The 24,102-nt window shown below is 72.1% G+C and carries 19 protein-coding genes; 10 read left to right on the forward strand and 9 right to left on the reverse strand.

Annotated features, from left to right (window positions below):
- Together npdG and U5640_RS32345 are read left to right on the forward strand one after the other, a co-directional pair.
- Positions 1-717: an NADPH-dependent F420 reductase gene (npdG, locus tag U5640_RS32340; protein WP_340380397.1), complete on the forward strand. Its 717-nt coding sequence runs from the start codon at positions 1-3 to the stop codon at positions 715-717.
- Between the two features lie 4 nt (positions 718-721).
- The gene (locus U5640_RS32345) at positions 722-961 is read left to right on the forward strand and encodes a hypothetical protein (protein ID WP_199844524.1); all 240 of its coding nucleotides are present in this window, start codon (positions 722-724) and stop codon (positions 959-961) included.
- Here U5640_RS32345 and U5640_RS32350 read toward each other — a convergent pair.
- On the reverse strand, positions 951-1,751 hold the full coding sequence (locus tag U5640_RS32350; protein ID WP_340380400.1) for a site-2 protease family protein: 801 nt from the start codon (positions 1,749-1,751) through the stop codon (positions 951-953). The two genes, U5640_RS32345 and U5640_RS32350, sit on opposite strands and share 11 nt — an antisense overlap.
- A gap of 163 nt (positions 1,752-1,914) precedes the next feature.
- On the opposite strand from U5640_RS32350, the gene U5640_RS32355 reads away from it, so the two are divergent.
- Positions 1,915-5,808, forward strand: a complete 3,894-nt coding sequence (locus U5640_RS32355) for a BTAD domain-containing putative transcriptional regulator (protein ID WP_340380402.1) — start codon at positions 1,915-1,917, stop codon at positions 5,806-5,808.
- A gap of 48 nt (positions 5,809-5,856) precedes the next feature.
- On the opposite strand, the gene U5640_RS32360 is transcribed toward U5640_RS32355, so the two are convergent.
- From U5640_RS32360 to panB, 3 genes are all read right to left on the reverse strand, one after another.
- The gene (locus tag U5640_RS32360) at positions 5,857-6,693 is read right to left on the reverse strand and encodes an ABC transporter permease (protein ID WP_340380405.1); all 837 of its coding nucleotides are present in this window, start codon (positions 6,691-6,693) and stop codon (positions 5,857-5,859) included.
- Complete coding sequence (locus U5640_RS32365; protein ID WP_340380407.1) at positions 6,690-7,715, reverse strand: ATP-binding cassette domain-containing protein; 1,026 nt, start codon at positions 7,713-7,715, stop codon at positions 6,690-6,692. Before U5640_RS32365 ends, U5640_RS32360 begins: the two co-directional genes overlap by 4 nt.
- A gap of 487 nt (positions 7,716-8,202) precedes the next feature.
- Complete coding sequence (gene panB / locus U5640_RS32370) at positions 8,203-9,069, reverse strand: 3-methyl-2-oxobutanoate hydroxymethyltransferase (protein ID WP_340380409.1); 867 nt, start codon at positions 9,067-9,069, stop codon at positions 8,203-8,205.
- Positions 9,070-9,258: 189 nt separating this feature from the next.
- Between panB and U5640_RS32375 the strand changes: the two genes are divergently transcribed.
- The 4 genes from U5640_RS32375 to U5640_RS32390 all read left to right on the forward strand — a co-directional run bounded on the left by U5640_RS32375 (position 9,259) and on the right by U5640_RS32390 (position 13,755).
- Positions 9,259-10,851: an MFS transporter gene (locus U5640_RS32375; protein WP_340380411.1), complete on the forward strand. Its 1,593-nt coding sequence runs from the start codon at positions 9,259-9,261 to the stop codon at positions 10,849-10,851.
- 63 nt (positions 10,852-10,914) lie between these two features.
- A complete protein-coding gene (locus U5640_RS32380; RefSeq protein ID WP_340380413.1) occupies positions 10,915-11,535 on the forward strand; it encodes a TetR/AcrR family transcriptional regulator in 621 nt (206 codons plus the stop codon).
- A gap of 193 nt (positions 11,536-11,728) precedes the next feature.
- Positions 11,729-12,778: an endonuclease/exonuclease/phosphatase family protein gene (locus U5640_RS32385; protein ID WP_340380415.1), complete on the forward strand. Its 1,050-nt coding sequence runs from the start codon at positions 11,729-11,731 to the stop codon at positions 12,776-12,778.
- 275 nt (positions 12,779-13,053) lie between these two features.
- Positions 13,054-13,755, forward strand: a complete 702-nt coding sequence (locus tag U5640_RS32390; protein WP_340380417.1) for an alpha/beta hydrolase — start codon at positions 13,054-13,056, stop codon at positions 13,753-13,755.
- A gap of 79 nt (positions 13,756-13,834) precedes the next feature.
- On the opposite strand, the gene U5640_RS32395 is transcribed toward U5640_RS32390, so the two are convergent.
- The 4 genes from U5640_RS32395 to U5640_RS32410 form a co-directional block, all read right to left on the reverse strand.
- Positions 13,835-15,877, reverse strand: coding sequence for an NAD(+) synthase (locus U5640_RS32395; protein ID WP_340380419.1), 2,043 nt, complete (start codon positions 15,875-15,877; stop codon positions 13,835-13,837).
- 134 nt (positions 15,878-16,011) lie between these two features.
- Entirely contained in the window at positions 16,012-17,961 is a 1,950-nt protein-coding gene (locus U5640_RS32400) for a S53 family peptidase (RefSeq protein WP_340380421.1), read from the reverse strand.
- A gap of 172 nt (positions 17,962-18,133) precedes the next feature.
- A complete protein-coding gene (locus U5640_RS32405; RefSeq protein ID WP_340380423.1) occupies positions 18,134-18,757 on the reverse strand; it encodes a DUF305 domain-containing protein in 624 nt (207 codons plus the stop codon).
- Positions 18,754-19,419, reverse strand: a complete 666-nt coding sequence (locus U5640_RS32410; RefSeq protein ID WP_340380425.1) for a DUF3105 domain-containing protein — start codon at positions 19,417-19,419, stop codon at positions 18,754-18,756. The genes U5640_RS32405 and U5640_RS32410 overlap by 4 nt, the downstream gene beginning before the upstream one ends.
- Before the next feature lie 161 nt (positions 19,420-19,580).
- Here U5640_RS32410 and U5640_RS32415 point away from each other — a divergent pair, with 161 nt between their 5' ends.
- A complete protein-coding gene (locus tag U5640_RS32415) occupies positions 19,581-20,033 on the forward strand; it encodes an Rrf2 family transcriptional regulator (protein WP_340380427.1) in 453 nt (150 codons plus the stop codon).
- Between the two features lie 26 nt (positions 20,034-20,059).
- Here U5640_RS32415 and U5640_RS32420 read toward each other — a convergent pair whose 3' ends face one another.
- A complete protein-coding gene (locus tag U5640_RS32420) occupies positions 20,060-21,247 on the reverse strand; it encodes a globin domain-containing protein (RefSeq protein ID WP_340380429.1) in 1,188 nt (395 codons plus the stop codon).
- 318 nt (positions 21,248-21,565) lie between these two features.
- Between U5640_RS32420 and glnA the strand changes: the two genes are divergently transcribed.
- Positions 21,566-22,927: a type I glutamate--ammonia ligase gene (gene glnA / locus U5640_RS32425; protein ID WP_340380431.1), complete on the forward strand. Its 1,362-nt coding sequence runs from the start codon at positions 21,566-21,568 to the stop codon at positions 22,925-22,927.
- A gap of 107 nt (positions 22,928-23,034) precedes the next feature.
- Positions 23,035-24,099, forward strand: a complete 1,065-nt coding sequence (locus U5640_RS32430; protein WP_340380433.1) for a S8 family peptidase — start codon at positions 23,035-23,037, stop codon at positions 24,097-24,099.
- The last annotated feature ends 3 nt before the right edge of the window (positions 24,100-24,102 follow it).

A 24,102-nucleotide genomic window follows, 5' to 3' on the forward strand; every position in this document is an offset into this window, starting at 1 on the left:
ATGACCTCTACCGACAGCGCACAGAACGCCCCCGCGAAGGCCCCCGCCAAGGACCCGTGGGACCTCCCCGACGTCTCCGGACTCGTCGTCGGCGTGCTCGGCGGCACCGGCCCGCAGGGCAAGGGTCTCGCCTACCGGCTCGCCAGGGCCGGCCAGAAGGTGATCATCGGCTCGCGCGCCGCCGACCGCGCGCAGTCCGCCGCCGAGGAGCTCGGGTACGGCGTCGAGGGCGCCGACAACGCCGAGACCGCCCGCCGCAGCGACATCGTGATCGTCGCCGTGCCGTGGGACGGGCACGCCGACACGCTCCGCTCGCTGCGCGAGGAACTGGCCGGCAAGCTCGTCGTCGACTGCGTCAACCCGCTCGGTTTCGACAAGAAGGGCGCCTACGCCCTCAAGCCCGAGGAGGGCAGCGCCGCCGAGCAGGCCGCCGCCCTGCTGCCGGACTCCCGGGTCGCCGCCGCCTTCCACCACCTCTCCGCCGTCCTCCTGCAGGACCCGGCGATCCAGGAGATCGACACCGATGTGATGGTGCTCGGCGAGGAGCGCGCCGACGTGGAGATCGTGCAGGCCCTGGCCGGCCGCATCCCCGGGATGCGCGGCGTCTTCGCGGGCCGACTGCGCAACGCCCACCAGGTCGAGTCCCTGGTCGCCAACCTGATCTCCGTCAACCGCCGCTACAAGGCGCACGCGGGACTGCGGGTCACCGACGTCTGAGCACATGGGGGACACTGGACGACGCACGCACCCACCCGGTGTCCCCCGACAGGAGAGCAGCACCATGCCCCGCCTCGCGATCTACACCCTCGTCGTCTGTCTCCTCGCTGTCGCCGCCGCGATCGTCTCCTTCGCGCAGGGCAGCTTCCTCGGGGTCGTCTGGGTGCTGCTGGCGGGGCTGTCGTCCAACATGACCTGGTACTACGTCAAGCGGGACAAGGCGCGCAGGTCCGTCACCGGCTGACCGCGCAGTATGCGTTCGTCTCCTGCCAGAAGCGGTAGAGGTTCTGACCGCAGTAGGTGTCGAAGTCGCTGATGCCGAGACCGCGCAGTACCGCGTCCACCCCGTCGAAGAACACCGCGTTGACCGACGGCACCCACAGCAGCGCGAACACGAACAGCAGTCCGAACGGTGCGAAGGGCTCCACCTGCCGCTTCACGTCGTACGACAGCCAGGGCTCGATCACGCCGTACCCGTCGAGGCCGGGCACCGGCAGGAAGTTCAGGATCGCCGCCGTGACCTGGAGCAGCGCGAGGAACGCGAGCGCGTAGCGGAAGGCCGCCGGCACCCCGTCCAGCGCGCCCAGCCAGAACGGCGCCGTGCACACGGCCGCGAACAGCACGTTCGCCAGCGGGCCGGCCGCCGAGACCAGACTGTGCTGCCAGCGCCTGCGGATCCGCTGCCGCTCGATGAACACCGCGCCGCCCGGCAGACCGATCCCGCCCATGATCACGAAGATCACCGGCAGCACGATGCTGAGCAGGGCGTGGGTGTACTTCAGCGGATTGAGGGTGAGGTACCCCTTCGCGCCGACCGTGATGTCACCGCTGTGCAGGGCCGTCCGTGCGTGGGCGTACTCGTGCAGACACAGCGAGACGATCCAGGCCGCCGTCACGAACAGGAACACCGCCGGGCCGGGCTGCTCGGCGAACCCCGTCCAGGTGGCCCAGCCGGTGACCGCGGTGACGGCGACGATCCCCACGAAGACCGGGCTGATCCTCCGGTCGCCGTTACGGGTGGTGGCGGTGGTCATGGGGCTCCCCTGAGCTGCTCGGCACGCGTGGAACGGCCCGACCGTACCGGGCGCACCGGGAAAACGTCTCGCGGTGGCCCCCGGGTTCCGGGGAAGGTGGGGACACGGTGATCCGTGCCGCCCCGGCGCAACTCCGTGACCGCTCCCGTTCCCGCCGGAGACAATGACCCCCGTGCGCTACCGGATTCTCGGCACCACCCAGGCACTCCGCCCCGACGGCACCCCCGTCGCCGTCGGCGGGGCGCGGCTGCGCGCGCTCCTGACCGTGCTGGCGTTGCGGGCCGGGCGGAGCGTGCCCACGGGGCTGCTCGTGGAGGAGGTGTGGGCCGGGGACCCGCCGGCCGACGGGCACGCCGCGCTCCAGGCCCTGGTCGGACGTCTGCGCCGGGCACTGGGCGCGGGGGAGATCGTCTCCGGCCAGGGGGGCTACCGGCTCACCGCCACCGCCGACGCCGTCGACCTGCACCGTTTCGAACGGCTCACCGCCGACGGTGCCCACGCCCTCGCCGACGGCGACCCCGCCAAGGCGGCCGTCCTCCTCGACGACGCCCTCGCGCTCTGGCAGGACCCGCCCCTGGCCGACCTGCCCGACCGCACCACGGAGGCCGCGCGCCTGCAGGCCCGCCGGCTGGACGCGGTGCGCGTCCGGCACACCGCCGCGCTCGCCCTCGGCCACGCCGAACGCTCGCTGCCCGAACTCACCGCGCTGTGCGACGCCCACCCGCTGGACGAGCCGCTCCAGGCACTGCGGCTGCGCGCCCTGCGCGACGCCGGCCGCCCCGCCCAGGCCCTGGCCGCCTACGACGGTGTCCGCCGCCTCCTCACCGACCGCCTCGGCTCCGACCCGGGCCCGGAACTCCAGACCCTCCACGCGGAACTCCTCAACCCCCCGTCCCCCGGCCCACGGCCCGCCCCGAACGGCGTCCCGGGCCCGGTTCCGGCAGCGCTGCCCCGGGACGAGGGCCCCGGCCCGGTTCCGGCCGCGCAGCCCCAGGGCCCGGCCTCGGCCGCGGAGCCCTTGCCTGGGGGGCCCGGGTCGGCCTCGGCCGCGCTGCCTCCGCACGGGGGCTACGGCACCTCTTCGGCCGCGCAGCCCCTGCATGGCGGCCACGCCTCGGTCCCGGCCGGCCCGCTCACCCCGGACGGCTCCCGCCCGCCTGCGGCGCAGCCGCCCGTCGGGCCACCTGCGACCGAGGGCGCCGCCAGTCCGACCGGAACCCAGCCCTCCGTCGGGTCACCGGTAACGAACGGTGCCGCCGGTCCGACCGGAACCCAGCCCTCCGTCGGGTCACCGGTAACGAACGGTGCCGCCGGTCCGACCGAGGTCCAGCCGCCCGCCGCTCCCCACAGCGCCCCCGCGCCCCAGCCTCACCCGCCCGCCGGCCGGCACGTTCCGGACACCTTCCCGGCCGGCACCGGCACCGCCGCCCCTGCCGACGGCGTCACCGGCACCGCCTTCGCCGCCGTCGCGGGGGACCGGCAGCTCTCCTCGGTGTCCGTCGCGCCCCCGGGCAGCGCGACGAGCCGCCCCTCCACCTCGCCGCCCCCCGGCAACCTCCGTGCCCGTCTCACCTCCTTCGTCGGGCGGGAGGGAGACATCGGTGCCATCCGGGAGGACCTGGTGGAGGCGCGGCTCGTCACGCTGCTCGGGCCCGGCGGCGCGGGGAAGACGCGGCTGTCGCAGGAGGCCGCCGAGGGCGTGCGGGACATCGCGCGCGACGGCGTCTGGCTGGCGGAGCTCGCCCCCGTCGCCGACCCGGACGCCGTACCGCAGGCCGTGCTGACCGCCGTCGGCGCGCGGGAGACCGTGATGTACGGCGCCGGCGCCGAGGAGATGCGCGCGGTCGCCGAGCGCATGGACGACCCGGTGGAGCGCCTGGTCGAGCACTGCGCCCGGCGCCGCATGCTGATCGTCCTCGACAACTGCGAGCACGTCGTCGAGGCGGCCGCCCGTCTCGTCGAGGAACTCCTCGTCCGCTGCCCGGGCGTGACCGTCCTCGCCACCAGCCGTGAACCCCTCGGCGTCCCGGGCGAGTTGCTGCGCCCGGTGGAGCCGCTGCCGGAGCCCGTCGCGCTGCGCCTGTTCGCCGACCGGGGCGCCGCCGCCCGCCCCGGCTTCCGGATCGCGGACGACCCCGAGGCCTGCGCCGAGATCTGCCGCCGGCTCGACGGCCTGCCCCTCGCCATCGAACTCGCCGCCGCCCGGCTGCGCATGCTCACCCCGCGCCGGATAGCCGACCGCCTCGACGACCGCTTCCGGCTGCTCACCTCGGGCAGCCGTACCGTCCTGCCCCGCCAGCAGACCCTGCGCGCGGTCGTGGACTGGTCCTGGGACCTGCTGGACGAGGAGGAGCGCGAGGTCCTCGCCCGGCTGTCGGTGTTCGCCCGCGGCTGCGACCTGGCCGCCGTCGAGGCGGTGTGCGGGCCCGCCGCGCACGACGCGCTCTCCTGCCTCGCCTCCCTCGTCGACAAGTCCCTCGTGGTCGCCGCGCCGGCCCCGGACGGCGAGATGCGCTACCGGCTCCTGGAGACCGTCGCCGAGTACGCCGCCGAGCGGCTCGACGAGACCGGCCGGCGCCCCGAGGCCGAGTCGGCGCATCTGACGTACTACCGCGAACTCGCCCGCACCACCGAGCCCTCGCTGCGCGGCCCGCGCCAGCAGGCGGCCGTCGCGCTCTTCCAGCTCGAGTACGAGAACCTGCGCACCGCACTGCGCCGCGCCGTCGCCGCCCGCGACGAGCAGGAGGCCCTCGCCCTCGCCCTCTCCCTCACCTGGTACTGGCAGATGCGGGACCTGCGGATCGAGGCCCGCACCTGGTGCGGCGCGGTCATGGCGCTCGGCCCCGACCCCTTCGCCGAGCCCGTCCGGCCCGCCGCCGCGGTCCTCAGGCCGGTCATCGAGACGCCGCCACCGCTGTCCGGCGAGGTCCTCGCGGAAGCCCGGCGCGGGGTCCACCTCGCCCATCTCGCCTGCATGGACACCGAGCTGGACGCCTGGAACACCCCGGAGGCCCAGCGCAAGCTGCGGATCGTCAGCGAGACCTACGCCCCCGGCCTGCCGCAGACCTGCCGCCCGCCGGGCCTGCTCTGGTTCTACGCCGTGATGATGACCGGTGACATGGACCGCATCCGCGTCATCCTCGACGCCAACGTCGCGACCTGCCGCACCACCCCCGGCTACGAATGGGAGCTCGCCACCACGCTGCAGCTGCGCGCGAACCTCCTCGCCAACCGCGCCGACTGGGCCGGCGCCGCCGGCCGGGACGCCGACGAGGCGCTGGACCTGTTCCGCCGGCTGGGCGACGCCTGGGGCGCGGCCGAGGCCCTCTCGGCGCGCGCCGAGGCCCGTGAGCGCACGGGCGACCACCGGGGCGCCGCGGCTGACTACGAGGAGGCCCGCCGCCAGGCCGAGCGGCTCGGTGCCCGCCATCAGTCGGCGGTCCTCGGCGCCCGGCTGGGCAGCGCGCTGATCGAGGCCGGTGAGGAGGAGCGCGGCGAGCGCCTGCTGCGCGAGGTCGTCGAGGCCACGGCCGACGGCCACTTCGAGGCCATGCCCGCCGCCCGGCTCTTCCTGGCCTCGTACCTCGGGCTGACCGGCCGCCCGGCCGAGGCCCGGGAACAGCTGCGGCTGCTGCGCGAGACGTTCAGCCTGGCGCACTTCGTGGTCTTCGACGCCTTCATCCTGGGCGCGGAGGCCTGGGTGGACGTGGTCGACGGCCGCTACGAGCCGGCCCTGGTCTCCGTCCGTCAGGCCATGGAGCACGCGGCCGACCGGCTGGCCATGAACATCGCCCCGCACATGCGCGGCTTCTACCTCGCCATCGGGGCCTACGCCCTGGCCGGCGTCGAGGGCGGCGCCCGCGCCACCGCCGCCGCCCGCTGTCTCGGCGCGGCGGCGGCCCTGCTGCCGCCGGGCCATGTCGCGGTCCGCCTGGAGCGCGAGACGGTCGCCCGGGCCACCGCCGCCGCCCGGGCCGTACTCGGCGACGCGGCGTTCGAGGCCGCGTACGCCGAGGGCGGCGCCCTCTCCTACGAGGAGGCCGCCGCCCTGGTGTGAGCGCCCGCGGGGGTACGGCCCCGCAGCGGAAGCCCCTTGGCTCCCGGCTCAGCTCTTGGTGCGGAACTGGTGGATGGCGACCGGCGCCATCACCGCCGTCAGCCCGACCGACCAGGCCAGCGTCACCCACAGGCCGTGGGCGACCGGACCGCCCACCATCAGTCCGCGGGCCGCGTCCGCGAGCGAGGACAGGGGGTTGTAGTCGGTGAAGTTCTGCAGCCAGCCCGGCATCGAGGCGGTCGGCGCGAAGATCGACGAGCCGAACTGCAGCGGCATCAGCACCAGGAAGCCCATCGCCTGCACCGACTGGGCGCTCTTCATCACCACGCCGAGGGTGAGGAACACCCACATCAGCGCCGAGCCGAACACCGTGGCCAGCCCCACGGCCGCGAACAGCCCCGGCCAGTGCGTGATGTCGAAGCCCACCAGCACGGCCACGACCATGAGGATCACGCAGGCGACCAGCATGCGCATCAGCTCGACCACGATCTTGGCGAACAGCACCGACCCCCGGCCGATCGGCAGCGACCGGAAACGGTCCATGACCCCGGAGTTGAAGTCCGTGTTGAAGCCGGTGCCCACGCCCTGGGCCATGTTCATCCCCATCATGGCGAGCAGACCGGGGATGACGTACTGGACGTAGCGCTCCTGTCCGCCGCCCAGCGACTGCCCGATGGACCCGCCGAAGACGTACACGAACAGCAGGGTGAAGATCACCGGGAACAGGATGGCGTCGAACATCGACTCCGGGTCCTGCCGGATCCACAGCAGATTGCGGCGGATGAGGGCACCGGTGTGCCGCAGATGGCTGCGCAGCGGGATCCGCGCGTCGGCCGCGCCCTTGATCTCGACGGCGGTGGGGGTGGCGGTGGCGGTGGCGCTCATACGGCGACCTCCTCGCGGTCGTCGGCGGGCACGGCGTCCTGCACGGCACTGGCGCGGTGGCCGGTGAGGGAGAGGAACACCTCGTCGAGGCTGGGCAGTTCGGTGGTGACGGAGGAGAGGGTGACGCCGCGCGCGGTGACCGCGCCGACGACGGCGGTGAGCTGCTCGTCGCTGAGCACCGGCACCAGCAGCGAGCCGCGCTCGGCGTCCACGACGGTGCCGGCCAGGCCGGTGACGCCGAGCTCGTCGATCCAGCCGGCCAGCGGGCGCAGCTGGAGCGGGTCGGCGGGCCGGATGCGCAGGGTGCGTCCGCCGACCTTCGCCTTCAGGTCCTCGATCTCGCCGCCCGCGATGACCCGGCCCCGGTCCACCACGGTCAGCTCGGAGGCCAGCTGCTCGGCCTCCTCCATGTACTGGGTGGTCAGCACCACGGTCACGCCGTCCCCGACCATCGTCTTGACCTCGGCCCACACCTCGTTGCGGGTGCGCGGGTCGAGCCCGGTGGTCGGTTCGTCCAGGAACAGCACGGTGGGCCGGCCGATCATGGACGCGGCGAGGTCCAGCCGCCGCCGCATACCGCCGGAGTACGTCGCCGCCGGCCGCCGGGCGGCCTCGGTCAGCGAGAACCGCTCCAGCAGTTCGTCGGCGCGGGCCCGTGCGTCCTTGCGGGACAGGTCGAGCAGCCGCCCGATCATGTAGAGGTTCTCCCAGCCGGGGAGCTTCTCGTCCACGGAGGCGTACTGCCCCGTGAGGCCGATGACCCGGCGCAGCTGGCGCGGCTGGCGTACGACGTCGTAGCCGGCGACGGTCGCCTGCCCCGCGTCGGCGGCGAGCAGCGTGCACAGGATGCGCACCAGAGTGGTCTTGCCGGCGCCGTTCGGCCCCAGCACCCCCATCACGGTGCCCTCGCGCACATCCAGGTCCACCCCGTCCAGCGCTTTGGTCTCGCCATAGTGCTTGACCAGTCCCCGGACGGTCACGGCGCTGCCGGCGCCACCGGGGTTCGTGTCGATTCGCGTCATGCCAGGAACGGTGCCAGCCGCCACCGACAAACCACCGACAGCCCGCCGACGGCGGCGCGCGGCCACCGACAAACCACCGACGAGCCGCCGACAAAGCCAACGACGGCCGCCGACAAAGCCAACGACGGCCGCCGACAAAGCCAACGACGGCCGCCGACAAAGCCAACGACGGCCGCCGACAAAGCCAACGACGGCCGCCGACAAAGCCAACGACGGCCGCCGACAAAGCCAACGACGGCCGCCGACAAAGCCAACGACGGCCGCCGACAAAGCCAACGACGGCCGCCGACAAAGCCAACGACGGCCGCCGACAAAGCCAACGACGGCCGCCGACAAAGCCACCGACCGGCCGCCGACAAAGCTACCGACAAAGCCACAGACCCCGACAAGCCACCGCACGAGCCGTCCGTCCAGGAGCCGCCCACGGCAAAGAGCACCGCCCGCCGACGGGGGAAGATCGGCGGGCGGTGCGTGGTGCGGCACTGGCTCAGTGGACGCTGTGCTCCTCCTGCGGGAACGTCCCGCCGACGACGTCCTCGGCGAACGCCTTCACGGCGTCGCCCATCACCTCACGCAGGTTCGCGTACTGCTTGACGAACTTCGGCATCCGTCCGCCGGTCAGCCCGAGCATGTCGGTCCACACCAGCACCTGGGCGTCGCACTCCGGGCCGGCGCCGATGCCCACGGTCGGGATGTGCAGCACCCGGGTCACCTCGGCGGCCAGCTCGGCCGGCACCAGCTCCAGGACGACCGCGAACGCGCCCGCGTCCTGGACGGCCTTCGCGTCCCGCAGCAGCTGCTGGGCCGCCTCCTCGCCGCGGCCCTGCACCCGGTAGCCCATCGCGTTCACCGACTGCGGGGTCAGCCCGATGTGGGCCATGACCGGGATGCCGGACTCCACCAGCAGCTCGATCTGCCGGTGCGAGCGCTCGCCGCCCTCCAGCTTGACGGCCCCGACGCCGGCCTCCTTGACCAGCCGGGTCGCGCTGCGCAGCGCCTGGACCGGGCCCTCCTGGTACGAGCCGAAGGGCAGGTCGCCGACGATCAGGGCCCGCCGGGTGCCCCGGACGACGGCCGCCGACAGCATGGTCATCTCGTCGAGGGTGACGGGGACGGTCGTCTCGTACCCCAGGTGGCAGTTGCCCGCCGAGTCGCCCACGAGCATCACGGGGATGCCCGCCTCGTCGAAGACCGACGCGGTCATCGCGTCGTAGGCGGTCAGCATGGGCCACTTCTCGCCGTGCTCCTTGGCGAGCGCGATGTCGCGGACGGTGATACGGCGTGTGCCCTTGCCCCCGTACAGCGCCTTGCTGCCGTCGGAGGGGTTCGTCTGGGCAGCCGAAAGCTGCGTCATTGCAACGGCTCCTTACGTCATCTCGAGGCGCCCTCACGGCGTCCCCGGACCACCCCCCATGGTGGCACCTCGTGCCACGCGGGGCCAGACCGCCCCGTGGGCCGAGCCGAAGTAAAAGCTGAGTAAGAGAACCGCGTGTCGATCAAATACGAGACGGTCTCGTATCGAAAAAGCTCTACGCTCGACGGCATGACTACTCCTGCCGTACCCGTCGCGCCCCGGATACCGGAACAGGTGCACCGGCGCCGTTGGGCGATCCTCGGCGTGCTGATGCTGAGCCTGCTGATCGTGGTGCTGGACAACTCGATCCTGAACGTCGCGATCAAGACCATCTCCACCCCGGCCCCGACCGGGCTCGGCGCCACGCAGAGCGAGCTGGAGTGGGCCATAAACGCCTACACCCTGGTCTTCGCCGGTCTGCTGTTCACCGCCGGCCTCCTCGGCGACCGCATCGGCCGCAAGAAGGTCCTGCTCGGCGGACTGGCCGTGTTCGGCATCGGCTCGGCGCTCGCCGCCGAGTCCGGCTCGCCCGCCCAGCTCATCGCCTTCCGTGCGCTGATGGCCGTCGGGGCCGCCTTCGTGATGCCGGCCACCCTCGCCGTCCTGATGAACGTCTTCGAGCGGGACGAGCAGCCCAAGGCGATCGGCATCTGGGCCGGCGGCGTGGGCCTCGCCATCGCGATAGGGCCGATCACCGGAGGGCTCCTCCTCGACCACTTCTGGTGGGGCTCGGTCTTCCTCATCAACGTGCCGATCGTGATCCTCGCGTTCGCGCTGATGCTCTGGCTGGTGCCCGACTCCCGCGACCCGAACCCCGGCCGGATCGACCCCGTCGGCGTCGTCCTGTCCGTCGTCGGCCTGGTCCTGCTCGTCTACGGCATCATCAAGGGCGGCGAGCTGGCCGACTTCACCGACGTCACGGTGCTGGCGACGATCGGCGCCGGTCTCGCCGTACTCGCCGCGTTCGTCGTGTTCGAGGCGCGCAGCGACCACCCGTCGATAGACGTCACCTACTTCAAGAACAAGGTGTTCTCGGCCGCCATGGCCGTCATCACCCTGGTGTTCTTCGCGCTGATGGGGGTGACCTTCTTCTCGGTCTTCTACACCCAGAGCGTGCGCGGCTACTCGCCGCTCCAGTCCGGTCTGCTCCTGCTGCCGCTCGCCGCCGCCCAGCTGATCTTCGCGCCGCGCGCCCGGCTGGTCGTCGACCGCTTCGGGGTCCGGGCCACCACCACCGGCGCCATGCTCGTGCTCACCGCGACCCTGGCCGCGTTCGCCACCCTGGACGCCGACACCCCGATCTGGCTCCTGGAGATCGTCTTCTTCTGCATGGGCACCGGCATGGCCCATGTGATGACCCCGACCAGCGTGGTCATCATGCAGGCCCTGCCCCGGGAGAAGGCCGGCTCCGCCTCGGCCCTCAGCAACACCTTCCGCCAGCTGGGCGGCGCCCTCGGCATCGCCGTCCTCGGCTCGGTGCTCTCCACGTCGTACCGCACCGGCATCGAGGACAGGCTCGGCGCGCTGCCCGCCGGCCTGCGCGAGACCGCGGGCGAGTCCATCGAGGCCACCCTGGGCGTCGCCGCGCGGCTCGGCGCCCGAGGCAAGGGCCTGGTCGGGCCGGCCAACGACGCCTTCCTGCACGCCATGCACATCACCGCGCTGTGTGGTGCCGTGGTGGCGCTGGCCGGCGCGGTCGTGGTGGCGCTCTTCCTGCCCGCCAAGCCGAAGACACCTCAACAGGGCGCCGCTGAAGAGGAGTTGGTCCGCACGGAGTCCTAGCACCGTCGTCAGGGGAGGCCCCGTGGGCGAGAATTCCCCCAGGAGACGAAAGGAACGATGGACGTGAGCCTCGTCGGCAGTGGCACCGCTCCGGACCAGCCCACCAGGGGCCGGCCCCGCAGCGAGGCCGTGGAACGGGCCATCCTCGAAGGGACGATGAAGCTCCTGGAGGACGGCGTGCCCCTCGCCGAGATCTCCATAGAGCGCATCGCCCGCACGGCGGGTGTCGGCAAGGCCACCATCTACCGGCGCTGGAGCGGCAAGGAGGAACTCTTCGTCGACGTCCTGCGCAGCGCCGAACCCCAGGACCCCGAACAGCTCCCGGGCACCTCCATGCGGGACGACCTCATCGTCCTGCTGGAGTCCCTGCGCCAACGGGGCCTCGCCAACCGCTCCTCGGCGATCCTGCACAACGTGCACGCCCAGATGAAGAGCAGCCCGAAGATCTGGGCGGCCTACCACAACTCGGTCATACTTCCCCGGCGCAGGGCCGGCATCGAAGTCCTGCGCCGCGGCCAGCAGAACGGCGAACTCCGCGCCGACCTGGACGTGGAACTGGTGAACGACATCATCGTCGGCCCGATGCTGGTCCGTGCCGTCCTGCGCCCCGAGGCCGACCTGCCCGAGGACCTGGCGGAACGGATCGTCGACGCCCTGCTCGCCGGACTGCGGCCCCTCACCTGACCCGGCGGCCGTCGCAATGTGCGCGTTCCGTCACAGAGAGGTCCACGCACCGCCGCTCAGGAACCCCCGGCGCGGCCCCGTTCGTCCTCGTGCCCGTACGGCCGTCGAGGGACGGCAGGATGGAAGCCGATCATCCCCTAGGGTCTATGCCCGGGGGAGAGACGGTGTGCACGGCAGGCAGTGAGGCGACGGTATGGCGCAGCAGGCGTACATGACGGAGACGGACGACGGCGGCGGCTCGGGACCCGAGCGCCGAGGAGACCGGTTCCGGCGCCTGATCGGACGCCTGGTCTCGGGCTGGCGCGGTGACCCGCGCATCTGGCGCCGGGGTCTGGTGCTCGCGGCGCTGGCGCTGCTGCTCTCCCTGGTGATGCTGCTGCACTCGCGCATCCCCAACCGTTTCGGCAACCTCGGCAGCCTCACGGAGACGTTCCTGCCCTGGCTCGGGCTGTTCATCCCGGTGCTCGTGCTGCTCGCCCTGGTCCGCAGGTCGGCGAGCGCGCTGATCGCGCTGGTCCTCCCGGCAGTCGTCTGGCTGAACCTCTTCGGCGGGCTCCTCAGCGACAAGACCGGCAGCGGCGGCGACCTCACCGTCGCCACGCACAACGTCAACGCCGACAACCCCGACCCCTCCGACACCGCCCGGGACGTGGCCGCGTCCGGCGCGGACGTGGTGGCGCTGGAGGAGCTGACCGCCTCGGCGGTGCCGGTGTACGAGAAGGCGCTGGCGGCGACGTACAAGTACCACTCGGTGCAGGGCACGGTCGGCCTGTGGAGCAAGTACCCGCTGAGCGGCGTCGAGCCCGTCGACATCAAGCTGGGCTGGACGCGCGCGATGCGGGCGACGGCGACGACCCCGGAGGGCGAGGTCGCCTTCTACGTCGCCCACCTCCCCTCGGTCCGGGTCAAGCTGCAGGCCGGCTTCACCGCCCGTCAGCGCGACAAGAGCGCGGACGCGCTGGGCGAGGCGATCGCCGACGAGCCGCTGAGCCGGGTGATCCTCCTCGGCGACCTCAACGGCACCATGAACGACCGCTCGCTGAACGCCGTGACCTCCCAGATGCGGTCCACGCAGGGCGCGGCCGGCGACGGCTTCGGCTTCAGCTGGCCGGCGTCGTTCCCGATGGCGCGGATCGACCAGATCCTGGTGCGGGGCGTGGAGCCGGTGACGTCCTGGACCCTCCCGCGGACGGCCAGCGACCACCTGCCGATCGCGGCGCGTGTACGGCTGACCGACTCGTGACACATGGGTGATCGCGGCACGGCAGCGGCCGCGACCGGCCCGGCGGGCTCATCAGCCGCACTCGGGAATGTCTGACTGGTCAGATACGGTTGTCCTCGGTGAACCGCTCGCACGGGCGAGCCTCCCCGGACATAGCGCCGGGTGGCCCCGCCCGCGCGGCGGAACGGGTCCGCGCCCTCCAGCGGGCCCTCTGCGTCGACGCTGCAGTTCGTGGACGCCGCCCTCGTCCGCGACGCCATGACCGACCGACCCCCCGCTACTTGAGGACAGCTCACATGAACCCCACTGTCGTTCTCGTGCACGGAGCGATGCACACCCCGTGGATCTTCGAACCCCTGCGTGAGAGGCTCAGCTCCCGCGGCATCACCTCCCGAGCCGTCCAACTGCCCAGCAGCAGTTCCGACAGCGCGGCCGCCCAGGGGCTGGCCGAGGACGTCGAGGTCGTGCGCGCCGCTGTCGCGGCCGTCGACGGACCCGTGGTGCTCGCCGCGCACTCCTACGGCGGAGTGCCGGCGACCTGGGCCGCCGCAGAGTCGGACCAGGTCGCGGAGCTCGTCCACATCGCCGCCTTCGCCCTGGACGCGGGCACCTCGATGATGGAGTGGATGGGCGGCGACTTCCCGCCCACCTGGAACCACTCGCCCGACGGCCTGGCCGTCAAAGCGGGAGACGCCGAGGAGTCCATCTTCAGCGGTGTCGACCCCGCCCTGACCGCCGAGGCCGTCAAACGCCTCAACTGGCAGGGCGTGCGGGCCTTCACCGAGAAGCTGGGCGCCGCGCCGACCGACGTTCCCCTGACGTATGTCGTGGCCACCGAGGACCCGGCACTGCCGCCCGCGGTACAGGAACAGTGGGCCGCGCGTGCCGCCCACAGTGTCCGTGTTCCCTCCGGGCACTCCCCGCACGTGTCCCATGCCGACGAGGTGGCCGACGTTCTCGCCGCGGCCGTCGCGCGGGCCTCCGCCAACAGGTCCTAGTTTCCGGGGCTGTCGTCTGGATCATGCCGCGCGACGCGAGGCGGCGTCGGCCCAGCCGACCTGATCCAAACGACAGGCCCTACTGGTCGTCGAACCGCGCCAGATCCCGCAGCCACGCCCGCGCCGAGCTGTCCGACGGCGCCCGCCAGTCACCCCGCGGTGACAGCGAGCCCCCCGCCGACACCTTCGGCCCGTTCGGCATGGCAGAGCGCTTGAACTGGGCGAAGGCGAAGAAGCGGCGGCAGAAGACCTCCAGCCACTGCCGGATCTCGGGCAGGTCGTAGGCCACCCGCTTGGCCTCGGGGAAGCCGGGCGGCCAGGCGCCGTCCGCCGCGTCGTGCCAGGCGTGCCAGGCCAGGAAGGCGATCTTCGAGGGGCGGAAGCCGTAGCGCAGGACGTGGAAGAGCGTGAAGTCGTGCAGCGCGTACGGACCGATCTTCGACTCGGTCGACTGCATCTCCTCGCCCGGGACCAGCTCCGGGCTGATCTCGGTGTCGAGGATCGCGGCGAGCGTCTCGCCGGTCTCGTCGTCGAACTGGCCGCTGCTGATGACCCAGCGGATCAGGTGCTGCATCAGCGTCTTCGGCACGCCCGAGTTGACGTTGTAGTGGCTCATCTGGTCGCCCACGCCGTACGTGGACCAGCCGAGGGCCAGTTCCGAGAGGTCGCCGGTGCCGAGCACGATGCCGCCGCGCTGGTTGGCCAGCCGGAAGAGGTAGTCGGTGCGCAGGCCCGCCTGGACGTTCTCGAAGGTGACGTCGTACACCGGCTCGCCGGAGGCGAACGGGTGGTCCATCTCCCGCAGCATCAGCCGTGCCGTGGGCGTGATGTCCAGCTCGGCCGCGGTGACGCCGAGCGAGTTCATCAGCTTGTGCGCGTTGTCCTTGGTGTGGTCGCTGGTGGCGAAGCCCGGCAGGGTCCAGGCCAGGATGTCGCTGCGCGGGCGGCCCGCGCGGTCCATCGCGCGGGCGGCGACGATCAGCGCGTGCGTGGAGTCCAGGCCGCCGGACACCCCGATGACCACCTTCGGGCCGCCGATCGAGGCCAGCCGCTGCTGGAGGCCCTCGACCTGGATGTTGTAGGCCTCGAAGCAGTCCAGCGCGAGCCGGTCGGCGTCGGCCGGCACGAACGGGAAGCGCTCCAGGCGGCGCCGCAGGCCCAGGTCGCCCTGCGGCGGGTCGAGCGCGAAGGAGACCGTCCGGAAGTCGGCGGTCCGCGCGCGGTGCGTACGGCGGTTCTCGTCGAACGTGCCCATCCGCTGCCGCTCCTGCCGCAGCAGGTCGAGGTCCACGTCGGCCACCGCGTACTCGTCGCCGAGCGGGAAGCGCTCGGTCTCCGCGAGCAGCACCCCGTTCTCGTAGACCATGGCCTGGCCGTCCCAGGACAGGTCGGTCGTGGACTCGCCGAGGCCGGCCGCCGCGTAGACGTACGCGGCGAGGCAGCGCGAGGACGCCGAGCGGCACAGCAGCTTGCGGTCCTCGGCCCGCCCGACGGTGATCGGGCTGCCGGAGAGGTTCACCAGGACGGTCGCACCGGCCAGGGCCGCCTCCGCGCTGGGCGGCACCGGTACCCACATGTCCTCGCAGATCTCCGCGAACAGCGTGAGACCGGGGACGTCGTCGGCCGTGAACAGCAGGTCCACGCCGAACGGCACGCTCACGCCGCCGACCCGGACCGAGCCGCCCCGCTCGTCGGCGCCGTCCGCGATCTGCCGGCGCTCGTAGAACTCACGGTAGTTCGGGGGGTACGACTTCGGCACGACCCCGAGGATCCGGCCGCGGTGCACGATCACCGCGCAGTTGTAGACCCGGTTGCGGTGGCGCAGCGGGGCGCCGACGACCAGCACGGGCAGCAGCCCGGCCGAACCGGCCACCACGGTCGCGAGCGCCTCCTCGACCTGGTCGAGCAGCGCGTCCTGGAGCAGCAGGTCCTCGATGGAGTAGCCGCACAGGCCCATCTCCGGGAAGACGGCGACGGCGACGCCCTCCTCGGCGCACCGGCGCGCGTGGCGCAGCACCGCCTCGGCGTTGGCGGGCGGGTCCGCGATGACCGTGTGGCCCGTGCACGCGGCGACGCGTGCGAAGCCGTGCTGATAGATCGACCAGAAGTTCAACGGAGGCACGCCGCCCAGTGTAATCGCTGTAATCGTCAGAGCGACGCGATGGGGGGCGCGGGGGTCTCGGAAGCAGCCGTTCCCCGGATGGTGAACCATCCGGGGAACGGATTTCGGCACATGCAGCCGGGTCAGTTGCAGCTTCAGTGGCTACGGTACGGACGGAAAGAGTCGATGTAACGCCTCGTCGGGGTGCCCACGCCGGTGACGTCGTCGTAGCCCTTCACCGCGGACAGTGAGCTGTCCTTGCCGAGGCTGCGGACCGAGGTGGCCAGGCCGTCGGCGGCGTCGAAGCCGTTGACGAAGTCCACGCGGGCCACGGCCAGGTCGGAGCCCGTCGGGTCGTCGGTGACGTCGTGGTAGGCGCGCGAGCCGTACTTGGAGTAGATCGACGGGTTGGCGAAACCGATCGCCTTGCCGCCGCGCGCCTCCTGGGCGAGGGCCTGCACGGCCGCGATGACCGGCGCGGCCAGCGAGGTGCCGCCGATGCGGTATTCGCTGTACTGCTGGGACCCGTCCGGGAAGGTCTGCGTCTGGCCGACCTTGAAGCCGGTGTTCGGGTCGGCCAGGGCCGAGATGTCCGGGACGACCCGGTTACCGGCCGGGCTGTTCGCGGTGGCCAGCGCCGTAGGGACGACGCCCCTCTGGTAGAACGGCTCGGCGACGGTCCTGCTGGTGCCGCCTCCCGCACCCGAGGTGAACACCCCCGGGAATCCGGTCCAGCTCTTGCCGTCCTCGGACAGCACGGCCTTCTCGGTGCCCCAGCCGGTCTCCCACAGGTACTTGTCGCCCTTGCCGACCGCCAGCGAGGTGCCGCCGACCGCCGTCACCCAGGCCGAGTTGGCCGGGCTGTCGACCTGCTTCGTACCGGTGTTGGCGACCTCGTCGCCGTCGTCGCCGGAGGAGAAGTAGAAGCCGATGCCCTCGACCGCGCCGAGCTGGAACACCCGGTTGTAGGCGGCCGCGAGGTCCGGCGTCTGGCTGGCCTCGGTGTCGCCCCAGGAGTTGGAGACGATGTCGGCCAGGTGGTTGTCGACGACCTTGCTGAGCGAGTCGAGCAGATCGTCGTCGGTGCAGGAGGCGGAGCCCACGTAGGTGACGTTCGCAGCCGGCGCGACCGCGTGCACGGCCTCGACGTCGAGGGTCTCCTCGCCGTACCAGCCGGCCGCCGAGCACTCCTCGGTCTTGGTGTAGTCCTTCGGCAGGACCTGGGTCAGCTGGCCCGTCCTCCAGGCCGCGTCGCCGTGCTTCTTCGCGTAGGTGGCCGCGTCGGAGGTGATCGTCGGCGAGGCGTACGCGTCGGTGATGGCGATGCGCACGCCCTTGCCGGTGTAGCCGCCGGCGCCGTATGCGGCGCGCAGCTGCTTGCCGGTGTAGCCCTCGACGGCGTACGGGATCTTCGTGCCGTACGCCTCCGGGAGGGTGTTCGCGACGGTGGAGCCGTAGTACGAGGAGAACGGCCCGGAGTTCTTGAACACCGCGTCCGGCGGCGGCAGCTGGTCCTTGCTGCTCGACTTGTGCGGCGCGTTGTCCAGGCCGGTGACGGTCAGCACGGCACCGTCGAGGCTCGCGGGCGCGGACGCCGACTTCGAGGGCGCGCGGTAGGTCTTCGAGCCCTTGGCGTAGTTGTGCAGGTCGGTGCCGAACGCCTTCTCGGCGGCGGCGACGTCACCGCTGACGGAGACGTAGTGCCGGGTGGTGCCGGTGACCTTCAGACCGGCCGCCGTCAGCCATGCCTTGACCGCGGCGACCTGCGCCGAGGTCGCGCCGAAGCGGGCCGCGGCCTGCTCGGCGGAGAGGTACCTGCCGTAGGCGGGGGAGCTCGGGTCGGACACCGCCTTGGCGTAGGCGGCGAGACCGTGGGCGTCCCGGCCCGCGAGGTACACGCGGGCGTTCAGCTGGGCGCTGTTCGAGGTCGAGCCCTTGTCCGCCTTGGCCGTCGCCCACGCGGGCTTGGTCCCGGCCAGCGTGTCACGGGCCGGAGCGTCCGCGGCGTGGGCCGCGGGTATGCCGAGCGCGAGGGCGCCGGCGATCATGGGCAGTGTCGCCGCCATGCTCACCCCGGCGCGCAGCGCGGCGCGGTTGGATCTCATCGGACCCCCTGTATGTGGTTCGACGCGAGTTGATCACTCGACGTGACGGCCACTCTTGCGACGAACCGTTCATGCAAGGGGAATGCGAGCACCAAGAAGCAGCCAAGTGACCGCTTGCTGGGGTGATTTGACGGACAAGTCCGCGAAGTCGAGGGAAAACCCTACGGGTGGGCTACGCCTTCGCCCCGCGCGCCTTCAACATGTCCGCCATCAGGGCGATTTCGGACTCCTGCGCGTCGACCATGCCCTGCGCGAGCCGCTTCTCCACGCCGACGGTGCACCGGGCGACACAGCCCTCGGCCATGTGGATGCCGCCCTTGTGGTGAGCGGTCATCAGCTGGAGGAAGAACACCTCGGCCTGCTTGCCGTTCAGCGTGCCCAGCTTCTTCAGCTCGGTGTCCGTCGCCATGCCGGGCATGAGCGCGCCGTCCTTCCCGCCGGCCATGTCGCCCATCCCCATCCAGGTCATGGGCGCGTCGGAGGACACCTTCGGCAGCCCCCACAGATCGAGCCAGCCGAGCAGCATCCCGCGCTGGTTGGCCTGCGTCTGGGCGATGTCGTAGGCGAGCCGCCGCACCTCCTCGTCCGTCGTCCGGTCGCGCACGATGTACGCCATCTCGACGGCCTGCTGGTGGTGGACGGCCATGTCCCGGGCGAACCCGGCGTCGGCGGAGTCCGCGGCGGGGACCGAGCCGCCGGTGCCCCCGTCGTCCGCGGCGACGGCGTAGGTGATGGCGCCGGCCGCGACGAGCACCGCCGCCGCGGCCGAGGCGATCCAGCCCGCTGACGTCCTCACTTCATCGTCCCGCCCGTGCAGGAGGCGCCCGGCTCGGGCGTCTGCTCACCCTGCACGAACTCCTCGAAGAACTTGCCGACGGCGGGGTCGTCCGCACCGGTCACCGTGCGCTGCTTGCCCCAGGCGCTGAGCATGATCGGGTCGGCCTGCTTGTCGTCCGGGCTCATGAACGTGTACGGCGTCTTCTTCACCTTCGCCGCGAGCGCTTCGACGTCGGCCTTCTTCGCCTTGCTGGTGTACGTCACCCAGACCGCGCCGTGCTCCAGCGCGTGCACGGCGTTCATGTTGTTCACGGCCTCGGTGTAGACGTTGCCGTTGCAGTTCAGCCAGACCGGGTCGTGGTCGCCGCCGACCGGGGGCTCCATCGGGTACGTCACGGTCTTGGCGACATGGGTGCGACCCAGGGTGCCCTTCCAGGTCTTCACCCCGTCCGAGCCGGTGACCCAGTGCCCCGACGCCTTGGAGTCGGAGGCGGTGGTGGAGTCGTCGTCGGACTGCGACCGCACGACGAACACCCCGCCGACGACGAGCGCGGCGACCGCGACCACGCTGCCCGTGATCACGAGGATCCGGTTGCGCCGCTCCCGGGCCTGCTGGGCCCGCCGCATCTCTTCTATGCGCGCCTTGCGCGCGGTGCTGCCGGTCTGGTCGGCGGAACCCATGGGGCCTGTCCTTCTGGGGAAAGGGGGCGGGACGGTGGCGGTGGTGCGGCTGGTGTCCAGCGAGTCCACTGATCGTAAGGGGGAGGACACGCGAAGGCGTAGGCACCCGTCCGGCCACTCCATAATTTGAAGCCGAGATGCGTATTATCTACGCTTCGCCCATGCGGCTGCTGCGATCCACCGACCTGGCCCTGCGGGTGCTGATGCGCCTCGCGGTCGCGGGCGAGACGACCCCGACGACCCGTGAGGTGGCGGCCGCGATGCAGGTCCCCTACACGCACGCGGCCAAGGTCGTGGCCGAACTCCAGCACCTGGGGCTGCTGGAGGCCCGCCGGGGCCGCGGCGGGGGCCTCGCCCTGACCGGAGAGGGCCGTACGGCGTCCGTGGGCGGCGTCGTCCGCGCCTTCGAGGGCGACGGCGACGTCGTCGACTGCGAGGGCTCGACGCCCTGCCCCCTGAACTCGGCCTGCCGTCTGCGCGGCGCCCTGCGCCGGGCCCAGGAGGCCTTCTACGCCTCCCTCGACCCCCTCACGGTGGCGGACATCGTGGCCGAACCGACGGGACCGCTGCTGCTGGGCATCGCGGGCCCCGGCTCCGGCGGGCTCGCCCGCTAGGACGCGCCCCCGGAAGGGGGCGTCGGTCAGGCCGCCGCCAGCCACAGGTCGGGGCCGAAGACCTCGTAGTGGATGTCGGCGGGGGCGACGCCCTTCGCGATCAGCTGGGCGCGCACCGCCCGCATGAAGGGGAGCGGGCCGCACAGGTACGCGCGCGTACCCGCAGGGACGGTGACGTCCGTGAGGTCGACCAGGCCCTCGGCGGCCCCCTCCGGGGCCTCGCGCTCGTACCAGAGGTGCACGGACGCCTCCGGGAGCTTCGCCGCGTACGCCTCGTGGTCGGCACGCAGGGCGTGGGTCGCGGGGGTGCGGTCCGCGTGCACGACGGTGACCGGGGCCCGGTGACCGCGCTGCGCCAGGTCCGCCAGCATCGCGACCATCGGGGTCACACCGATGCCGGCCGAGGCCAGCAGCAGGGGCGTGCCGTCGGTCCCGTCGAGGACCAGGTCGCCGTACGGCTCCGACAGGTCGAGCACGTCTCCCACCCGCACGTGCGCGTGCAGATGGTGGGAGACCTCGCCGTCGGGCGTACCGCCCTCGCCGCGCACCCGCTTGACGCTGAACTGGCGCACCGAGCCGTCCGGCGCCCCCGAGAGGCTGTACTGGCGTATCTGCCGGGCGCCGTCGGGGAGCGCGACGCCCACGGAGACGTACTGCCCGGCCCGGACGCCGCGCACCTGCCCGCCGTCGGCCGGGCGCACCCGGAAGGTCACGACGTCGTCGCTCTCCACGATCCGCTCGACGACCTCCCAGGGCCGCGGCCCGGTCGCGCCGCTCTCCTCGTACAGCCGCTTCTCGACGGCGACGAGCGCGTGCGCCATCAGCCAGTAGACCTCGTCCCAGGCCGCCGCGACCTCGGGGGTGACGGCCTCGCCGAGCACCTCGGCGAGGGCGGCGAAGAGGTGCTCGTGGACCACCGCGTACTGCTCCGGCGCCACGCCGAGAGAGGCGTGCTTGTGGGCGATGCGGCTCAGCAGGGCGTCGGGGCGCCGGTCCGGATGGTCCAGCAGGTGCGTGGCGAACGCGGCGATGGAGCCGGCGAGGGCCTGGCGCTGGGTCCCGGCGGCCTGGTTGCCGCGGTTGAAGAGGTCCCGCAGCAGTGCGGGGTGGGCGGCGAAGAGACGGGCGTAGAAACGCTCGGTGATCTCGCCGATGGCCGCGCCGACGGCGGGGAGGGTGGCGCGGACGGTGGCTGCGGACGGCTCGGACAGCATCGGGACTCCTCGGGGCTCGGCCGAATCGGCTCGGTGGCCCGACGCTATTAAAACTTGCATCTGAGATTCAAATTTAACGGCCGTGGTCTCCGTCACCCGGGAGCCGATCCGGCCATTACGGATACCGGTGCGAACAGGCAAGATGGGCGGGGAAGCAGTACACCCGGCGTACCCGGGCCGTTCAGGCCGCGGACGCTGGAGCGATCAAGGTCCGCAACGCGCATGAAATGCTGTTGTGGTGTGATGCGCAGGTGCCCGACCGCCTCCCGTGGGACGGGGAGACAGGCGGCCTGACCAGCAAGGATGGGGAAGCGGAAGATGGACAAGCAGCAGGAGTTCGTGCTCCGGACGCTCGAGGAGCGCGACATCCGGTTCGTACGCCTGTGGTTCACGGACGTGCTGGGCTTCCTGAAGTCCGTCGCCGTGGCCCCGGCCGAGCTCGAGCAGGCCTTCGACGAGGGGATCGGCTTCGACGGCTCCGCGATCGAGGGCTTCGCCCGGGTCTACGAGTCCGACATGATCGCCAAGCCGGACCCGTCCACCTTCCAGATCCTGCCCTGGCGCGCCGAGGCCCCCGGCACCGCCCGGATGTTCTGCGACATCCTCATGCCGGACGGCTCCCCCTCCTTCGCCGACCCCCGCTACGTCCTCAAGCGCGCCCTCGCCCGCGCCTCCGACCTGGGCTTCACCTTCTACACCCACCCGGAGATCGAGTTCTTCCTGCTGAAGGACCGCCCGCTGGACGGCTCCCGTCCGACGCCCGCCGACAACTCCGGCTACTTCGACCACACCCCGCAGAACATCGGCATGGACTTCCGCCGCCAGGCCATCACCATGCTGGAGTCGATGGGCATCTCGGTCGAGTTCTCCCACCACGAGGGCGCCCCCGGCCAGCAGGAGATCGACCTGCGGTACGCCGACGCGCTCTCCACCGCCGACAACATCATGACGTTCCGCCTGGTCATGAAGCAGGTCGCGCTGGAGCAGGGCGTCCAGGCGACCTTCATGCCGAAGCCGTTCTCCGAGCACCCCGGCAGCGGCATGCACACCCACCTCTCGCTCTTCGAGGGCGACCGCAACGCGTTCTACGAGTCCGGGTCCGAGTACCAGCTCTCCAAGGTGGGCCGCTCCTTCATCGCCGGTCTGCTCAAGCACGCCGCCGAGATCGCCGCGGTCACCAACCAGTGGGTCAACTCCTACAAGCGCATCTGGGGCGGCTCCGAGCGCACGGCGGGCGCGGGCGGCGAGGCCCCCTCGTACATCTGCTGGGGCCACAACAACCGCTCGGCCCTCGTCCGCGTCCCGATGTACAAGCCCGGCAAGACCGGCTCGGCCCGCATCGAGGTCCGCTCCCTCGACTCCGGCGCCAACCCCTACCTGGCGTACGCCATGCTCCTCGCCGCCGGCCTCAAGGGCGTCGAGGAGGGCTACGAGCTCCCGCCGGGCGCCGAGGACGACGTCTGGGCCCTTTCCGACGCCGAACGCCGCGCGATGGGCATCGAGCCCCTCCCGCAGAACCTCGGCGAGGCCCTCACCCTCATGGAGCGCAGCGACCTGGTCGCCGAGACCCTCGGCGAGCACGTCTTCGACTTCTTCCTGCGCAACAAGAAGCAGGAGTGGTACGAGTACCGCTCCGAGGTCACGGCGTTCGAGCTGCGGAAGAACCTGCCGGTGCTGTAGCCGGCCAGGGGTACCGTCCCTCCCCCCCTCGGAACCGCCGGAACCGCCGGCCCCCGGTGCTCGTCTTGTGCGCTGACTGTGTACGAAACGGGCAAGTGGGGGACGTCGTGACGCGGAACGTGACGAAGGCCGGGCTCATCGCGGTGGCCATGGTGACGGTGCTCGGGGCCTCGGCCTGTGCGGGGGAGGCCGGTGCGGCGGCCTCCGGGGGCGGGGCGCCGGCCCGCTCGGCGGGAGCGTCCGACGGCGGCCTGGCGAAGCTGGCCGCCCCGGCCGCGGCCGCGCACCTCACCCGCACCGTGCCGTGGAACCTCGACATCCTCGACCAGCGGTCACGGCCGCTGAACGGGAAGCTCACCACCACCGCCACCGGCAAGGGCGTGCACGTCTACGTGATCGACACCGGGATGGACATCGGCCACAAGGAGTTCGGCGGACGGGCCCACCTCGGCGCCGACTTCGTGGGCCCGAAGGACTCCGGCGACTGCTTCAGCGAGGCGGGGACCGGGCACGGCACCTTCGTCGCGGGCATCATCGGCGGCGCGAAGTACGGCGTGGCGCCCAAGGCGGAGCTGGTACGCGTCCAGGGCGTGCTGTGCGAGAGCGGCGGCGGCGGCTCGGCGGCGGCGGCCGAGGCGGCCCTGGTGAAGTCGGTCAAGTGGGTCACCGCCCACGCTCAGAAGCCCGCCGTGGTGAACATGTCGCTCAACCTCGACCACCGCTCCGCGGCCCTGGAGACCGCCGTGAAGAAGATGGTCGCCGCCGGGATCCCGACGGTGGTCTCGGCCGGCAACTTCCACGACGACGCCTGCAAGCACTCCCCGGCCGGTGTGCCCGGCACCATCGTCGTGGCGGCCGCCACCTCCACCGACCGCGCGTGGAGCGACAGCGGCTCCTACGGATCGGGCTACGGACGGTGCGTGGACCTGTACGCCCCCGGCCAGAAGGTGACCTCGGCCCTCGCGGGCGGCGGTACGTACACCGAGACCGGCGGCGCGACGTCCTGGGCCGCGCCGCACGCGACCGGCGTGATCGCGCTCTACCTGTCGGCCCACCCCCACGCCACGGCCGAGCAGGTCCACGTCTGGCTCGACCGCACGGCCACCCGCGGCGTCCTGCGGGGAGTCCGTTCCGACACGCCCAACCGGCTGCTCAACACGGGCGGCATCTGAGCC

This window comes from Streptomyces sp. SS7 (assembly GCF_037993025.1).
Classification (GTDB): domain Bacteria; phylum Actinomycetota; class Actinomycetes; order Streptomycetales; family Streptomycetaceae; genus Streptomyces.

What these genes read in the sequence shown, in the direction of transcription:
- npdG (WP_340380397.1), top strand. Translation starts at nt 1, where the DNA reads ATGACCTCTACCGACAGCGCACAGAACGCCCCCGCGAAGGCCCCCGCC.
- U5640_RS32345 (WP_199844524.1), top strand. Translation starts at nt 722, where the DNA reads ATGGGGGACACTGGACGACGCACGCACCCACCCGGTGTCCCCCGACAG.
- U5640_RS32350 (WP_340380400.1), bottom strand. Translation starts at nt 1,751, where the DNA reads ATGACCACCGCCACCACCCGTAACGGCGACCGGAGGATCAGCCCGGTC.
- U5640_RS32355 (WP_340380402.1), top strand. Translation starts at nt 1,915, where the DNA reads ATGACCCCCGTGCGCTACCGGATTCTCGGCACCACCCAGGCACTCCGC.
- U5640_RS32360 (WP_340380405.1), bottom strand. Translation starts at nt 6,693, where the DNA reads ATGAGCGCCACCGCCACCGCCACCCCCACCGCCGTCGAGATCAAGGGC.
- U5640_RS32365 (WP_340380407.1), bottom strand. Translation starts at nt 7,715, where the DNA reads ATGACGCGAATCGACACGAACCCCGGTGGCGCCGGCAGCGCCGTGACC.
- panB (WP_340380409.1), bottom strand. Translation starts at nt 9,069, where the DNA reads ATGACGCAGCTTTCGGCTGCCCAGACGAACCCCTCCGACGGCAGCAAG.
- U5640_RS32375 (WP_340380411.1), top strand. Translation starts at nt 9,259, where the DNA reads ATGACTACTCCTGCCGTACCCGTCGCGCCCCGGATACCGGAACAGGTG.
- U5640_RS32385 (WP_340380415.1), top strand. Translation starts at nt 11,729, where the DNA reads ATGGCGCAGCAGGCGTACATGACGGAGACGGACGACGGCGGCGGCTCG.
- U5640_RS32390 (WP_340380417.1), top strand. Translation starts at nt 13,054, where the DNA reads ATGAACCCCACTGTCGTTCTCGTGCACGGAGCGATGCACACCCCGTGG.
- U5640_RS32400 (WP_340380421.1), bottom strand. Translation starts at nt 17,961, where the DNA reads ATGAGATCCAACCGCGCCGCGCTGCGCGCCGGGGTGAGCATGGCGGCG.
- U5640_RS32410 (WP_340380425.1), bottom strand. Translation starts at nt 19,419, where the DNA reads ATGGGTTCCGCCGACCAGACCGGCAGCACCGCGCGCAAGGCGCGCATA.
- U5640_RS32415 (WP_340380427.1), top strand. Translation starts at nt 19,581, where the DNA reads ATGCGGCTGCTGCGATCCACCGACCTGGCCCTGCGGGTGCTGATGCGC.
- U5640_RS32420 (WP_340380429.1), bottom strand. Translation starts at nt 21,247, where the DNA reads ATGCTGTCCGAGCCGTCCGCAGCCACCGTCCGCGCCACCCTCCCCGCC.
- glnA (WP_340380431.1), top strand. Translation starts at nt 21,566, where the DNA reads ATGGACAAGCAGCAGGAGTTCGTGCTCCGGACGCTCGAGGAGCGCGAC.